We start from the raw sequence: 14,997 nt of genomic DNA, 5'->3' as shown, positions 1-14,997 counted from the left end.
AACGCATGGCCGTGATCACCGCCGCCCATGAACTGATCGAGAGCGACATCTACATCGACCTGCGCCACAGCCTCGGCATTCCGCTCGTCCTCAAGTGCGAGGGGCTCAACCTCGCGGGCTCGATCAAGATGCAGCCCGCCGCCCGGATGGTCTCCGCGGCCCAGCAGGAAGGGATCCTGGGGCCGGACTCCGTCCTCATCGAATCCTCCTCCGGCAACCTCGGCGTCGCCCTCTCGGTGATCGCCGCCTCGCGCGGACTGCGGTTCGTCTGCGTCACCGACGTCAACTGCAACCCGACCACGGTCACCCTGATGCGCGCCCTGGGCGCCGAGGTCGTCGTCCTCGACGAGCCCGACCCCGTCGACGGCTTCCTCGGCGCGCGCCGGGCCCACGTGCGGCGGCGGTGCGCGGACGACCCGTCCTACGTCTGGCTCAACCAGTACGAGAACCCGGCCAACTGGCTCTCGCACTACGAGAACACCGCCGCCGTGATCGCCAAGGACTTCCCGGGCCTGGACACGCTGTTCGTCGGCGTCGGCACCGGGGGCACCCTGATGGGCTGCGCCCGGTACTTCCGCGAGCACCGGCCCGGGGTGCGCATCGTCGCCGTCGACAGCGTCGGCTCGGTCAGCTTCGCCGGGGAACCGGGCAAGCGCTACATCCCGGGCCTCGGCGCCGGCGCGCCGATGCCGCTGATCGCCCCCGAGCTCACCGCCGGGCTCGTCGACGAGGTGATCCGCGTCCACGAGATCGACACCATCCGCACCTGCCGCCAACTCGCCGGCCGCGGAATCCTGCTGGGCGGCTCCTCGGGGACGGTGACCTGCGCCGCCGCGCAGTGGCTCGCCCAGCACGGCGCCTCCGTGGACACCGCCGTGGCGATCGCCCCCGACCTGGGAGAGCGCTACCTCACCACCATCTACGACGACACCTGGGTCACCGACCACTACGGACGGGCCGACTTCGACCAACTCCTGGAGAGCTTGTGAACCCTCAGGCCGAGAAACCGAGTTTCGCCGTCATCCCCGGCCGCACGGTGCACCGGATGCTGGACGGCCGCCAGCGCGAGCTGATCGACCTCGTCGAGCGGACGTACCTCCTGCACGGTGAGCAGCGGACGGTCAACCCGCCCTCGTACTTCCTGCGCTTCGCGGACCGGCCCACGGCCCGCATCATCGCCCTGCCGGCCTCGGTCGGCGGCGAGCGGCCCGTCGACGGCATCAAGTGGATCTCCAGCTTCCCCTCGAACCTGGGCCGGGGCCTGCCCCGCGCCTCCGCCGCGCTGATCCTCAACGACCCGGTGACCGGCTACCCGTACGCCTGCCTGGAGAGCTCCATCATCAGCGCCGTCCGCACGGCCGCGTCCGCGGCGGTGGCCGCCCGCGCGCTCGCCGCCGACCGCCCCCGGCCGCGCAGCATCGGCTTCATCGGCACCGGGCTGATCGCCCGGTACATCCACCAGTACCTCGCCGCGCTCGACTGGAAGCCCGAGGAACTCGGCGTCCACGACCTGTCGGCGGACTACGCCGGCGCGTTCGCCCGGCACCTGCGGACCGTCTGCGGCACGGACTCGGTCCGCGTCCACGACTCCGCCGAGGAGCTGATCCGCTCCAGCGACGTGGTCGTCCTCGCCACCACCGCGGCGACGCCGCACCTGGCCGACCCGTCCTGGTTCGCCCACCACCCGCTGGTGCTGCACGTGTCCCTGCGGGACCTCGACACCGAGGTCGTCCTCGACAGCGTCAACGTCGTCGACGACGTCGAGCACGTCCTCAAGGCGGACACCTCGGTGCACCTGGTGGAACAGCGCACCGGCAACCGGGACTTCCTCGCCGGCACGCTGGCCGACGTGCTCACCGGCAAGGTCGTGGTGCCCCGCGACCGCACCGTCGTCTTCTCGCCCTTCGGGCTGGGCGTCCTCGACCTGGCGGTCGGCGAGCGGGTGTTCACCCGGGCCCGCGACGCCGGCGAACTCGTGGTCGTGGACGGCTTCTTCCACGACCTGGACCGGCACACCGCACCGACGACGGAGGCCGGCACCCGATGACGACCGACCAGCGCCCCGCCGCCCCCGGCCGGGTCTGGGCCGAACTGCCCCTGGCCCCCGGCGCGGTGGCCCGGGCCGCCGGCCTGGCCCTGCGCAACGGGCGGCAGGAGGACACCCGGACGGCGGTCCTCGACCACGTCATCCGGTACGCCGAGACGGACCCGGAACGCCCCGCCGTCGTCGAGGGCGACCGCACGCTCGGCTACCGGGACCTGCTCGGACAGGTCGCCGCCACCCGCGACCTGCTGCTCGCCCACGGGGTGCGGCCGGGCGCCGTCGTCGCCGCGGTCGGCGCCCGCAGCGCCGAGACCCCGGTCGTCCTGCTGGCCCTGGAGGCGCTCGGCGCCTCCTACCTGCCGATCGACCCGGGCTGGCCGGCCGTCCGGGTCCGCGACGTCCTCGGCCAGAGCCGGGCGGACCTGCTGCTCGACTACACCCGCACCCCGAACACCGCCCACGCGGCCCGCTCGTCCGCGGTGGCGGAGCGGATCGCCGTCGTCGACCTGCCCGCCGGCCTCCGGGCCGGCGCGCTCCCGGAGAAGGACGGCGGCGACCGGTCGACGGAGACGCGGTACACCATCTTCACCTCCGGCACCACCGGCCGCCCCAAGGGGGCCACCGTCGAGCACCGGGGGATGCTCAACCACCTGTGGGCCAAGGTCCACGACCTGGCGATGGGGCCGCAGGACGCGGTCGCCTTCACCGCTCCGCTGGTGTTCGACATCTCGATCTGGCAGATGCTCTGCCCGTTCCTGGTCGGCGGGCGCGTCGTGGTCGTCCCGGACTCCGCGCTGCGCTTCCCCCGCTCGCTCATCGGCGCCCTCGACGCCGCGGGCGTGACCGTGGTCGAGCTGGTGCCCACCATGGTCGGCTGGCTGGTCGACGAGGCGAAGCGGCTCGACAACGGCTGCCTCGGGACGCTGCGCCACCTGCTGTCCACCGGCGAGGAACTGCACCCCTCGCTCGCCGCCCGGGTCCTGGAGGTCCTGCCCGGGGTGTCCGTCGTCAACGCCTACGGCCCCACCGAGTGCTCCGACGACATCACCCACCACACGGTGACGGCCGCGGACCTGACCCGGGGCCGGATCCCGGTCGGCACACCCGTCCTCGGGACCACCCTCTACCTGCTGGTGCGGACCGAGGACGGCGACTGGCGGGCCGCCGAACCCGGCGAGACCGGCGAGCTGTTCGTCGGCGGCACCTGCGTCGGCCTCGGCTACCTCAACGCGCCCGAGACCACCGACCGCGCCTTCTTCCGCGACCCCTTCGACCCGGCCTCCCCGACCGGCCGGCTCTACCGCACCGGCGACCTCGCGGCCTTCGACGCCGGGCTGGTGCACTACTTCGGCCGCAGCGACCGCCAGGTCAAGGTCGCCGGCGTGCGGATGGAACTCGACGAGATCGAAGCCGTGCTGAGCCGCCACCCGGGCATCGAGCGCTGCGCGGTCGTGGTGTCCGGCGAAGGCGACCACGGCGAACTCGTCGCCCACTACTGCCTGCGCGCCCCGGTGCCGGCCGGCGAACTCCAGCAGGCCCTGAGCGCGACCCTGCCGCCGGCGATGGTGCCGAGGCGCTGGCGCGCGTGGGAGGCCCTGCCCCTGACCCGCAACGGAAAGATCGACCACCAGGCACTCCGGGCGGCCGAAGCCACTCCTCGGAAGGACCCGCGATGAGTACGGACGAGACCAACGGCCCCGACCCGACAGCGGACCGGCACGGGCCGCCGGACCGGAACACGGCGAGCCTGGCCGAGCGGGCCGCCGCCGTCGCCCGGGTCGCCGAGGAGCACCTGGCCCGCACCGAGCGGGACGCGCTCTTCCCGGAGCACGCCCTGACGGAGCTGCGCCGCACCGGCCTGCTCGGCCTGCTCGTGCCCACGGCCGACGGCGGCCTCGGCGGCACCGTCGCCGACCTGGTCGACGTCACCCTGCGGCTGGGCCGCACCGACATGTCGCTGGCGATGATCTTCGCGATGCACTGCCAGCAGTCGGAGGCGCTGGTGCGGTACGCGCGCTCGCCGCTGCGGGAGAAACTGATGGCCCGACTGGCCGCGGGCGAGCTCTACCTGGCCTCGGTCACCACCGAGGCCGGCAAGGGCGGCCACCTCTTCAAGTCGTACGCCCCGCTGCGCGGGACCGACGAGCGGCTGGAGATCGACCGGACGGCGCCGATCGTGACCGGGGGGACCCACGCGGACGGCTTCCTGATCACCATGCTCAGCCCGCACGCCACCGCCGACCACCAGGTCTCGCTCGTGTACGCGGACCGCACCCAGCTCACGGTGGAGGCCTCCGGCCGGTGGGACCCGATGGGCATGCGCTCCAGCCACAGCCTGCCGATGAAGCTGACCGGCGAGATCCCCGGGGACCAGGTGATCGGCGAGCACGGCGCGTTCCACCGGATCGCCCAGTCCGTCTTCGGCCCGCTGGCCCACCTGGGCTGGTCCGCGGCCTGGCTGGGCACGGCCGCCGGGGCGATGTCCCGGGTCGTGCGCCTGTTGCGCGACCCGACCGCCCGCAAACGCTTCGACCTCGGGTCCGAGCTGCTGCTGACCCGGCTGTCCCGCGCCCGGCAGCGGCTCGACACCGTCCACGCCCTGCTCCGGCGCACCCAGGAGCTGGTCGAGCGGCAGACCGACCTGTCCGCGCCGAACAGCCAGCTCCTGCTGAACGCCCTGAAGATCACGGCGGCCGAGGAGTGCCACGCCGCCGTCGACGACCTGGTCGACGCGGTCGGGCTGCGCCACGGCTATCTGAAGGATTCCCCGACCGGGCTGGAAAAGGCCCTGCGGGACCTGCGCTCGGCCGCCCTGAATTACGGCAACGACCGGCTGCACCTGGCCGACGGGCAATTGTGCCTGCTGGATCCGGACGTCACATTCCGGTGACCGGCAATTCGTCTTGCCGCCGCCGGAAGACATTGCTAGGGTGGAAATCGAATGTGCCCGCGGGAATTCTCCCGGCGGCTGCTCGGCGTCGCGAACGGTCTGTTTCGCTTGAATTGTGCCGGCCCTATCACATCTCATTCATTCGAGGTCTCATCGTGTCCGGAAACACCGAAAACCCCACCGGGGACTGGACCACCGCCCTGCGGTACATCGCGGGGCGCAAGACCGCGGAGGAGTCCCTGGGATTCCTCGCCCACGTCAGCGCCACGGTCCGGAACACCCCGGAGCTCCTGGACGTCGTGCCGGCCGCGGCCAAGGCCTGCGTCCCCTTCTTCGCCACGGCCGTCCTCCTGGAGGCGCCGGCCGTGCACGCCGACCCCGTCGTCCACGGCCCGGAGGAATCCCGGCCGGCGCTGCGGGAACTGCTCGGCGCCGCGGCGGGCACCGAACCGCGGCTCGTGGTCAGCGGCCACGAGGGCCTCGCCGCCCAGTCCGATCCGCAACTGCGGGCGCGGCTCGGCGAGTGGGGAGTCGACTCGGCGGCGGTCCTGCGGCTGGAGTTCCGCGGGGTGCCGGGCGGCCGGCTCGTCGCGGTGCGCGGCGCCACCCACCGGCGCGGGCCGTTCAGCCCGGGGGACCTCGCGCTCCTCGGCGAAGTGGCCGACCGGATCGCGGCGTTCAACGCGTTCGCCGCGCACCTGACCGGCCGTGCGGGCCGCTGACCCGGAGCCGGAGGAGAGAGCCGCGATGACAGCGACCTGGACGGACGTCCGCGACTGGATTCTGGCGCGGAACCCCGACGTGACCGAACTCGACGCGGAGACCGACATCATCGACACCCGCGTCATCACCTCCCTGCAGTTCGTGGAGCTCGTCCTCCACGTGGAGGACCTCCGGGGCCGGATGCTGGAGTCGAGCGACGTGGACCTCGACGCCTTCCGCACCCTCGGCAGCATCGAACGGAACTTCCTTCGTCAGTGACACCGGCCGGCAGGGGAGCCCCGGATGACCTCCGAACGATCCATCGTGCTGCAGGGCGACACCGAACACGCCGACGAGGTCGTGGTGTTCCTACCGCCGGCGGGCAGCACCACGTCCCCGTACTTTCCGCTCGGCGCCCTGCTGCCGCCCGAACTCCCGGCGGTGCACTGCGAAGTGCCCGGCCGCGGCCGGCTCGCGGACCAGCGGCCGGCCGACTCCGTGCAGGAGGCCGCGGACCGCTGGAGCGAGGAACTGGCCGAGGCCCTCCCGGGCCGCCGGCTGCACCTGTTCGGGCACAGCCTGGGCTCGCTGTTCGCCTTCGAGACGGCCGCCCGGTTCCTGGCCGACCCGGTGTGCCGGGTGGGCGGCCTGATGGTCTCGGCGGCCCGCGAGCCGGGGCACACCCCGAGGGCCGCGATCGGCGCGGCCTTCGCGGCCCTGAGCCGGGAGCGCCGCGCGCCGGACGCGGAGGGCGACGCGGACGGCGCCCGGCTCGCGACGGACCTGCGGATCCGGCGCGCGTACCGGCCGGGCCCGGAAACGCTCGCCGTCCCGCTCGCCCTGCTGTGCGGGCGGGACGACAAATTCGTCCGACCCGAGGAAATGTCGGCCTGGCGGGAATTCGTCACCGGCCCCTTCCTCGGACTCTTCACCTTCGACGGCGGGCACGATTACTGTCTGGCTCGCCCCGAACCCATAGTCTCCGTGATCGAAAGAATCACGGAAATCAGTCGGCATTCGACGCGAACTGGGAGCGAGAAATGACGATCGCCACCAACGGATTCCCCACCAACGAGCAGCTGATCGACGTCATCGGTGACAGCTCGGTCGGCATCGCGGTCACCGACGGCGCCGGCGCCGTCGTCCTCCACAACAAGGCGCTCTCCGTCCTGATGGGCGGGGAGGCGAGCCACCTGAGCGGTCGGGTCGCCGTCGACGGTGCCGTGGACGGCCTCGCCCACCTGCTGGAGCTGCTCACCAAGCAGGACCGGATCGAGCACGTCAAGGTGACCCTGCGCAACACCGGGGGCCACCAGCGGACCGCCTACGTCAACGCCGTGCGGGTGGGCGAGGGCGCCGGCACCCGCATCCACTGGGTCAGCCGGCCCGAGCTCGGCAAGCGCCTCCCGGTGTCGAGCACGTCGGAGGAGGACCAGGCCGCGTCCGACGCCGCGGCCTGGATCCGCTCGGTCGACGAGGCCGCCCACCCGTCCCTCGCGCCCAGCGAGGACAAGGTCGACGTGATGCGCGAGTTCTACCGGGTGGCCCCGGTCGCCATCCACCTGATCGGCGTCAACGGCGGTGTCATGCACGCCAACCCGGCGGACATCGCCCTGGTCGAGTACACCGAGACGCCGAGCGAGTACGTCGGCCAGCACATCCGCCGGATCTACGAGGACCAGGGCCTGCTCGACGACTTCCTGGCGCGGTGGGACGAGGACTCCCCGATCATCAACTTCCGCGCCAACTTCGTCACCAAGGACGGCGCGCCGCGCCCGGTGCTGATCTTCTCCACGGCCCAGGCCGCGGGCGGCAGCGTCAGCAACACCCGGTGCTTCGTGTTCAACGACCCGGAGCCGGGCCGCGACCGCGACACCGTCAGCGCCTTCGGCTGGCCGGCCTGACCCGGACGGCGGGCAGGCCCCGGTGAGCCTGCCCGCCGGATCCGGATCCCCGAACGAGGAGCTGTGATGGTCAGAACGCACTGCCCGTACTGCGCCCTGCAGTGCGGCACCCGGTTGGAGGCCTCCCCGTCCGGCGGCCTGACGGTCCGCCCCGACGAGGAGTTCCCGGTCAACGCCGGCCGGCTCTGCGTCAAGGGGTGGACGGCACCGGGCGTCCTGACCGCACAGGACCGGCTGACCGTGCCGCTGCTCCGGCCCCGGCCGGGGGCGGCCCGGCAGCCCGCCTCCTGGGACACCGCGCTCGACCACGTCGGCCGCGAACTGCGCGGGATCGTCGCGGAGTCGGGGCCCGACGCGGTGGCGGTCTTCGGCGGCGGCGGGCTGACCAACGAGAAGGCCTACACCCTCGGGAAGTTCGCCCGGGTCGCGCTGGGCACCTCGCGGATCGACTACAACGGCCGGTTCTGCATGTCCTCCGCCGCGGCGGCCGGCTCGGCCGCCTTCGGCGTGGACCGCGGACTGCCCTTTCCGGTGACGGACCTCGCGGCGGCCGAGGTGGTCCTGCTGGCCGGGGCGAACGTCGCCGAGACGATGCCCCCGCTGATGCGGCACCTGGAACGCGCCGACCTGATCGTGGTGGACCCGCGCCGATCGGCCACCGCGGAACGCGCCGCGCTGCACCTGCGCCCCGCTCCGGGCACCGACCTGGCGCTCGCGCTGGGCCTGCTGCACGTCGCCGTGGCGGACGGCCACCTGGACCGGGCGTACGTGGCCGGGCGGACGGCGGGCTTCGACGAGGCCTGGCGCCGCGCGGCCGAGTGGTGGCCCGAGCGGGTCGAACGCGTCACCGGCGTGCCGGTCGCCGACCAGCGCGCCGCCGTCAGGCTGCTGGCCTCGGCCCGGCGCCGCTACCTGCTCACCGGCCGGGGCGCGGAACAGCACTCCAAGGGCACCGACACCGTCTCGGCGTACATCAACCTGGCACTCGCGCTCGGCCTGCCGGGCCGGGAGGGCTCCGGGTACGGCTGCCTGACCGGGCAGGGCAACGGGCAGGGCGGCCGGGAGCACGGGCAGAAGGCCGACCAGCTGCCCGGCTACCGCCGGATCACGGATCCGGCGGCCCGCGCACACGTGGCCGGCGTGTGGGGGGTGGACCCGGACGGTCTGCCGGGGGAGGGGCCCAGCGGCTACGAGCTCCTGGACTCGCTCGGCCGCCCGGGCGGCCCCCGCGCGCTGCTGGTGTTCGGCTCCAACCCGGTGGTGTCGGCCCCGGCGGCCCGCCGGATCGCCGACCGGCTGGCCGCCCTGGACCTGCTGGTGGTGGCCGACTTCGTGCCCTCGGAGACCGTGGAGCTGGCCGACGTCGTGCTCCCGGTGACGCAGTGGGCGGAGGAGGACGGCACCATGACCAACCTGGAGGGCCGGGTGCTGCGGCGCCGTCGCGCCCTCGACCCGCCCCCCGGGGTCCGCAGCGACCTGTGGGTCCTGCGGGAGCTGGCCGTCCGCCTGGGCCAGGCCCCCGAGCGGTTCCCCGACGACCCCCGGACGGTCTTCGCGGAGCTGCGGCGGGCCTCGGCCGGCGGCCCCGCGGACTACTCCGGCGTCGACTTCGACGCGCTCGACACCCCGGTGCACTGGCCCAGCCGGGCCGCGGGCGAGTCCACGCCCCGGCTGTTCCTGGAGCGCTTCGCGCACGCCGACGGCCGGGCCCGGTTCCGCCCGGTCGCCCACCGGGACGCGGCCGAACTCCCCGACGCCGACTATCCGCTGTACGCCACCACCGGCCGCGTGCTGGCGCAGTACCAGAGCGGTGCCCAGACCCGCCGGGTGCCCGAGCTGACGGCGGGCGCGGGCGAGGCCTTCGTCGAGGTCCACCCGGACACCGCCGGGCGCGCCGGGGTCGCGGACGGCGACCTCGCTCGGGTGGTCAGCCGCCGGGGAGCCACCGTCGCCCGGGTGCGGACGGTGGCGTCGCTGCGCGCCGACACCGTGTTCCTGCCGTTCCACTTCCCCGACGCCGGCCGGGCCAACCTGATCACCAATCCGGCGCTCGACCCGGTGTCGCGGATGCCGGAGTTCAAGGTGTGCGCCGCGCGGCTCGAACCGCTGGACGGGCAGTCGGCCGCGACGGACAGCGGTCGGTCGTGAGCCGCGTCGTGATCGTCGGCAACGGCCCGGCGGGCTACCGGCTGGCCCAACTCCTCACCACCCGCGCTCCGGAGAGCGAGGTCACCGTGCTCGGGGAGGAGCGCGAGCCCGCGTACAACCGGGTGCTGCTCACCGAGGTGGTCGCGGGCCGGCTCGCCGCGGAGAGCACCCACCTCACCCCGCTCGACGGCCCGGGCGTGCGGGTCCGCACCGGGGTGGCGGCGGTCGGCATCGACCGGCGGCGGCGGCTCGTGCGCACCGGCGACGGCGCGCTCCACCCCTACGACCACCTGGTGCTGGCCACCGGCGCCCGGAGCTTCCTGCCGCCGGTGTCCGGCCTGGTCGGCGAGGACGGCGCGCTCGCCCCGGGCGCGGTCGCCGTGCGCACCCTGGCCGACGGCCGCCGGCTGGAGCGACTGCTGCGCGAGGGCGGGCGCGCGGTCGTGCTGGGCGGCGGCGTGCTGGGCGTGGAGCTGGCCCGGGCGCTGACCGAACGGGACTGCAAGGTCGACGTCGTCCACCGCGGACCGCACGTGATGGACGGCCAACTCGGCCCGGAGGCCGGCCGGGTGCTCTCCTCGGTCCTCGAACGCTTCGGCATCCGGGTCTTCGCGGGCCGCAACGCCACGGCCTGGACCGGCGACCGCCTGGAGCTCGACGACGGCTCCCGGCTGCCGGCCGACCTGCTGGTCGTGTCCGCGGGCGCGGTGCCCGAGGTCGAGCTGGCCCGGCGCGCGGGACTGCGGGTCCGCCGCGGCATCGTGGTGGACGAGTACCTGTGCACCGACGATCCGGCGGTCCGCGCCCTCGGTGACTGCGCGGAGGTCGCCGGCCGCGTCAGCGGTCTGGTGGCGCCCGCCTGGGAGCAGGCCGGGACGCTCGCCGAGGTGCTCGCCGGCGCGGGCGGCCGCGGCTACTCCGGGACGCCGACCCTCACCCGCCTCAAGGCGCGGGACGTCGACCTGGTCGCCATCGGCGAGGGCGACCGCGAGGTGCCCGGCAGCGAGGTCGTCACGGTGGCCGATCCGGCCCGCGGGCGGTACGCCCGGATGTCCGTACGGGGTGAACGCGTCGTGGGCGCCGTCCTGTTGGGATTCCCCGGGAGCGCCGCCACGGTCAGCCAGCTGTTCGACGCCGGGGCCCCGGTGCCGGCCGACCGGATCGCCCTGCTGGTCGGGGCCGGGCCCGTCGAGGGCGCGGGCGAGCCCGGGGTGATGCCCGGTCAGGCCGTCGTCTGCCGCTGCAACAACGTCACCAGGAACGACCTCGTCGCCGCCTGGCGCGACGGGGCCCGCGAGCGGTCCGCGCTGGCCCGGGCCACGCGGGCCACCACGGGCTGTGGTGGCTGCCGCGACGCCGTGCAGGACATCTGCCGCCGGCTCGGCACGGTGGACGAGGTGGCGCGCCCGGAGCCGCTGACGCAACCGCTCACCCCATGACACCCCAGGAGAAGGTCATGCCCAGCATTCTGGTGATCTCCGGCAGTCCGTCACCCGCCTCCAGGACGGAGCGGATCGGCGCCCTCGCGGCGGACTGGCTGACCGAGGAGGGCTTTCGCACCGAGCACCTGAGAGTCCGGTCGCTGCCCGCCGGCCCGCTGCTCGGCGCGGACGTGTCCCATCCGGCGATCTCCCGGGCCGCGGAGCAGGTCGCCCGGGCGGACGGCGTCGTCCTGGCCACGCCGACGTACAAGGCCAGTTTCTCCGGCCTGCTCAAGGCCTTCCTCGACCTGCTCCCGCAGTTCGGGTTCGCCGGGAAGGCGGTGCTGCCGCTGGCCACCGGCGGGAGCCTCGCCCATGTGCTGGTCCTGGACTACGCGTTGCGCCCCGTGCTGCAATCGCTGGGGGCCAGGCACGTGGTGCAGGGCCACTTCCTGATCGACAAGCACGTGGAGCTCAGGGACGGGAGGCCGTGGATCCTGCCGGAGAGCAGGGCCGGGCTCGACGCCGTACTGGAGCAGTTCCGCGAGGCGCTGCCCGCCGTGCCGGCCGGCCGGCCGGTGAGCGGACTCGCCCGGTAGGGCGCGCGTGGGAACGGAGCACCCGGCGAGGCACCCCGAACACGGGTGCCTCGTCGGCGTTTGCCGGTGCGGCGGCCGGCCGTCCGTGGCGGGTGACGACCCGGCCGTACCCGATGCACCGGCCGAATTGTCCGGTGTATCGGGGAGGCCGTATGATGCCGAACCAGCGTTCCCCGAACACAATTCATGGACTCCACAAGGCGTTCAGCAATGGCGTACAGGAGAGGGCCTCATGATCCAGGCGGTGCAGCGGGCGATCCAGGTACTCAAGGAACTCGCCACGGGGACCCAGCGACTTGGCGTCAGCGAACTGGCCGACCGCCTGGGCGTGGCCAAGCCCACCGCCCACGCGCTGCTGCGGACCTTGCAGGCCGAGGGGATGGTCAGCCAGGACCGGGAGACCAGCAAGTACCAGCTGGGGCCCGGCCTGGTCAGCCTGAGCAACGCCTACCTGGACTCGCACAAGCTGCGGACCAGGGCGGTGACCTGGGCCGACATCCTGGCGACCCGCACGGGCTTCGCGGTCTGGGTCGGCGTCCTGGTCGACTGTCAGGTGCTGGTGATCCACCACGCGCTCCGGCCGGGCGTCACCGTCCAGACGCTGGAGACGGGGGCCGGCCTGCCCTGGAACGCGTGCGCCCTCGGCAAGGCCATCGCGGCCTTCCAGCCGGCCGAGGAGCGGGACCGCCTGCTGTCCGGCGAACTGTCCCGGCTGACCGGTGCCAGCATCGACGACCCGGCGGTGCTGGAGGGCCAGTTGCAGGGCGTGCGCGACATCGGGTACGCGGTCGACGAGCAGGAATCCACCCTTGGGGACGCCTCCATCGCGGCCCCGGTGTTCGACGAGACCGGCAACGTCGCCGGCGCCATCGCGCTGGTGGGCGCGGTAGAGCGGCTCTTCGACGAGTCCGTGCGGCGGGAGAGCGCGATCGCGACCCGCGAGGTCGCCAGAAGCCTCTCCCGCGATCTCGGCGCCCCGCGCAACGCGGGTCTGAGCGCCGGTCGGCCCTCGCAGTCCTGATCGCCCGCCCGGGCGGTGCGGGTCAGCCCGGCTGGTGCGCGCCGGGGGTGTGGCCGAAGGCCCGGCGGAACACGTCGATGAAGGCACTCGGGGAGGACCAGCCGCACTGGTGCGCCACGGCGGTCACCGGGATGTCCTCGGCCAGCAGCACCAGGGCGCGGTACAGCCGCAGTTGGGTGCGCCACTGCGGGAACGTCATGCCGACGTCGGCCTTGAAGAGCCGGGACAGCGTCCGGTCGCTCGCCCCGACCTCCTTGCCCAGGTCCGCCAGCGTGCGCCGGTCGGTGGGGTCGGCGCGCAGGAGGTCGCAGACCCTCCGGAGCCGGGGGTCCGAGGGTGCCGGGATGTGCACGGGCCGGTGCGGCGAGGCCGCCAACTGGTCGAGCAGGACGGCCCGCAGGCGCAGCCGCTCGGGGCTCTGGTCGTCCGGGGTACGGGTGTAGGCGAGTATCAGCTCGCGCAGCAGCGGGCCGACGGTGAGGACCGTGGGCGCGTCCAGGCCGAGCGGGTTGTCCGTCGTCGGCAGGCCCACCAGGCGCAGGTCGAGCGCGCCGTGGGCGTGATGGGCGTGCACCGTCCCGGCCGGGACCCAGATGGCGCGGGTCGCCGGGGCGATCCAGGTGCCGTGGCCGGTGGTGACGGCCAGCACGCCGCGGGCGGCGTAGACGATCTGGTGGTCGTCGTGGCGGTGGGCGTCGATGTCCCGGCCGGAGGGCAGTCGCTGGGTGCGGGTCGGCGCGACCGGCTCGTGGCGGATTTCCTTCATCAGCTGGCAGAATATCGGAAGCGTGACAATCGGCCGGCCGCAACGATGGCGGAGTGTCCAAGAAATACGTGATCACGCTGTTGTCGGTCGGCCATGCCTGCGTCGACGTGTACCAGGGAGCCGTGGCGTCGCTCGTCCCGTTCTTCGTCTCCGAGCGCTCCTACACCTACGCCGCGGCATCGGGCATCGTGCTGGCCGCCTCCCTGCTGTCCTCGGTGGCGCAGCCACTGTTCGGAGCCCTCACCGACCGGCACGCGATGCCCTGGCTGCTCCCGTCCAGCACGGTCGTCGGCGGTCTGGGCATCGCCCTGAGCGGCCTCAGCGGGTCGTACGCGCTGACTCTGTTGTTCGTGGCGATCTCCGGGGTCGGCGTGGCGGCGTACCACCCCGAGTCGGCCCGGGTCGCCCGGCTGGCGAGCCGGGGCAGCCACGCGGCGATGGGCTGGTTCTCCCTGGGCGGCAACATAGGCTTCGCCCTCGCTCCGGTGCTGGTGGCCGTCGTGGTCGGCACCGGCGGGCTGCACCTCTCGCCCCTGCTCGTGGTGCCGGCCCTCGCCGGCAGCGTGCTCTGCCTGCCCGTGCTGCGCGGCCTGGAGCAGGCGCGCGCGGCGAGCGGCGCCACCGCCGCCGCCGCGGAGCGGGCGGGCGTCGAGGACCGGGCGTCGTTCGTCCGGCTCGCCCTGGCGGTGGTGTGCCGCTCGATCGTCTTCATCGGGCTGAGCACCTTCGTCTCGTTCCACGTGAAGGAGCGGATGGGCGGCAGCACGACGGCCGGGACGGTCGCGCTCTTCGTGCTCTACCTGGGCGGCGCCGTGGGCACGGTCGTCGGGGGCCGGCTGGCCGAGCGCTGGGACCGGGTCACTGTCGTGCGCTGGTCCTACCTCGCCACGGTGGGCGCGGTGGCGGGCGTCGTCTTCGTGCCCGGCCCGGCCGTCTACCTGTTCGTGGCGCTGGCCTCGGCCGGCCTCTACGTGCCGTTCTCGCTGCAGGTCACCCTGGCGCAGGACTACCTGCCGACCCGGGTCGGCACGGCCAGCGGCATCACCCTGGGGCTGACCGTCAGCATCGGCGGGCTGGCCAGCCCGGTGATCGGGCGCCTCGCCGACGTGACCTCCCTGCAGACCGCGCTGACCCCGCTGATCGTGCTGCCCGCCCTGGCCTGGCTGCTGTTCCGGAACCTCCCGGAGCCGGTCGCACCCGAGCGCCCCGCGCCGGAACCGGTGCGGGCCCCAGAGAAGGTGGAGACGTGATGGCCCTACCGGACACTTCCGCACACCCCGCCCCGGCACCGGACACGAGCCTCCTGCCGGACGCGTGCCCGCTGCGGCACCTCGGCTGCCGCGCCCTCCTCACCGACCCCACGTGGCGCCTGGCGTTCTCGCGCGCGACCGCCGAGGGCGAGGCCGAGTACTGCCGGTGCTCGTGCGGCTCCCTGGTGGTGCTGCGCAACGGCGAGCTGTGCGGGTTCATCAGGCCCGAATGTGGTTCGTGAGGGCACTCCT

General features: G+C 73.8%; 15 protein-coding genes. 14 read left to right on the top strand and 1 reads right to left on the bottom strand.

Features of this window, described 5'->3' with window-relative positions:
- The first annotated feature begins 5 nt into the window (after positions 1-5).
- From sbnA to ACPC54_RS25240, 12 genes are all read left to right on the top strand, one after another.
- Entirely contained in the window at positions 6-989 is a 984-nt protein-coding gene (gene sbnA, locus ACPC54_RS25295; protein WP_498967910.1) for a 2,3-diaminopropionate biosynthesis protein SbnA, read from the top strand.
- Positions 990-1,045: 56 nt separating this feature from the next.
- Entirely contained in the window at positions 1,046-2,047 is a 1,002-nt protein-coding gene (gene sbnB, locus ACPC54_RS25290) for a 2,3-diaminopropionate biosynthesis protein SbnB (protein ID WP_498967985.1), read from the top strand.
- Positions 2,044-3,720, top strand: a complete 1,677-nt coding sequence (locus ACPC54_RS25285) for an amino acid adenylation domain-containing protein (protein ID WP_498967909.1) — start codon at positions 2,044-2,046, stop codon at positions 3,718-3,720. Before sbnB ends, ACPC54_RS25285 begins: the two co-directional genes overlap by 4 nt.
- Complete coding sequence (locus ACPC54_RS25280) at positions 3,717-4,934, top strand: acyl-CoA dehydrogenase family protein (protein WP_498967908.1); 1,218 nt, start codon at positions 3,717-3,719, stop codon at positions 4,932-4,934. Before ACPC54_RS25285 ends, ACPC54_RS25280 begins: the two co-directional genes overlap by 4 nt.
- Positions 4,935-5,089: 155 nt before the next feature.
- Entirely contained in the window at positions 5,090-5,656 is a 567-nt protein-coding gene (locus ACPC54_RS25275; RefSeq protein ID WP_498967907.1) for a GAF domain-containing protein, read from the top strand.
- 25 nt (positions 5,657-5,681) lie between these two features.
- Positions 5,682-5,915, top strand: coding sequence for an acyl carrier protein (locus ACPC54_RS25270; protein WP_498967905.1), 234 nt, complete (start codon positions 5,682-5,684; stop codon positions 5,913-5,915).
- A gap of 24 nt (positions 5,916-5,939) precedes the next feature.
- Positions 5,940-6,680 (top strand): thioesterase II family protein, encoded by a 741-nt coding sequence (locus ACPC54_RS25265; RefSeq protein ID WP_498967904.1) that lies wholly within the window; start codon positions 5,940-5,942, stop codon positions 6,678-6,680.
- On the top strand, positions 6,677-7,540 hold the full coding sequence (locus tag ACPC54_RS25260) for a PAS domain-containing protein (protein WP_498967902.1): 864 nt from the start codon (positions 6,677-6,679) through the stop codon (positions 7,538-7,540). The genes ACPC54_RS25265 and ACPC54_RS25260 overlap by 4 nt, the downstream gene beginning before the upstream one ends.
- A gap of 66 nt (positions 7,541-7,606) precedes the next feature.
- Complete coding sequence (locus ACPC54_RS25255; protein WP_498967901.1) at positions 7,607-9,688, top strand: molybdopterin oxidoreductase family protein; 2,082 nt, start codon at positions 7,607-7,609, stop codon at positions 9,686-9,688.
- The gene (locus tag ACPC54_RS25250) at positions 9,685-11,127 is read left to right on the top strand and encodes an FAD-dependent oxidoreductase (RefSeq protein ID WP_498967899.1); all 1,443 of its coding nucleotides are present in this window, start codon (positions 9,685-9,687) and stop codon (positions 11,125-11,127) included. The genes ACPC54_RS25255 and ACPC54_RS25250 overlap by 4 nt, the downstream gene beginning before the upstream one ends.
- Before the next feature lie 17 nt (positions 11,128-11,144).
- The gene (ssuE, locus tag ACPC54_RS25245) at positions 11,145-11,708 is read left to right on the top strand and encodes an NADPH-dependent FMN reductase (RefSeq protein ID WP_498967898.1); all 564 of its coding nucleotides are present in this window, start codon (positions 11,145-11,147) and stop codon (positions 11,706-11,708) included.
- A 232-nt stretch (positions 11,709-11,940) separates the two neighbouring features.
- Positions 11,941-12,729: an IclR family transcriptional regulator gene (locus ACPC54_RS25240; RefSeq protein WP_498967896.1), complete on the top strand. Its 789-nt coding sequence runs from the start codon at positions 11,941-11,943 to the stop codon at positions 12,727-12,729.
- Positions 12,730-12,751: 22 nt separating this feature from the next.
- Here the strand turns inward: ACPC54_RS25240 and ACPC54_RS25235 are convergent, their stop codons facing one another.
- On the bottom strand, positions 12,752-13,495 hold the full coding sequence (locus tag ACPC54_RS25235) for an AraC family transcriptional regulator (RefSeq protein ID WP_498967894.1): 744 nt from the start codon (positions 13,493-13,495) through the stop codon (positions 12,752-12,754).
- A 53-nt stretch (positions 13,496-13,548) separates the two neighbouring features.
- Here ACPC54_RS25235 and ACPC54_RS25230 point away from each other — a divergent pair, with 53 nt between their 5' ends.
- Together ACPC54_RS25230 and ACPC54_RS25225 are read left to right on the top strand one after the other, a co-directional pair.
- On the top strand, positions 13,549-14,745 hold the full coding sequence (locus tag ACPC54_RS25230) for an MFS transporter (protein WP_498967892.1): 1,197 nt from the start codon (positions 13,549-13,551) through the stop codon (positions 14,743-14,745).
- A complete protein-coding gene (locus ACPC54_RS25225) occupies positions 14,745-14,987 on the top strand; it encodes a hypothetical protein (protein WP_498967891.1) in 243 nt (80 codons plus the stop codon). Before ACPC54_RS25230 ends, ACPC54_RS25225 begins: the two co-directional genes overlap by 1 nt.
- Positions 14,988-14,997 lie beyond the last annotated feature (10 nt).

Origin of the sequence: Kitasatospora sp. NPDC094028 (genome assembly GCF_049543595.1) — a bacterium.
GTDB lineage: Bacteria > Actinomycetota > Actinomycetes > Streptomycetales > Streptomycetaceae > Kitasatospora.
The sequence above is the reverse complement of the archived record's forward strand: the minus strand, read 5'-3'. Positions and strand labels throughout refer to the sequence as shown.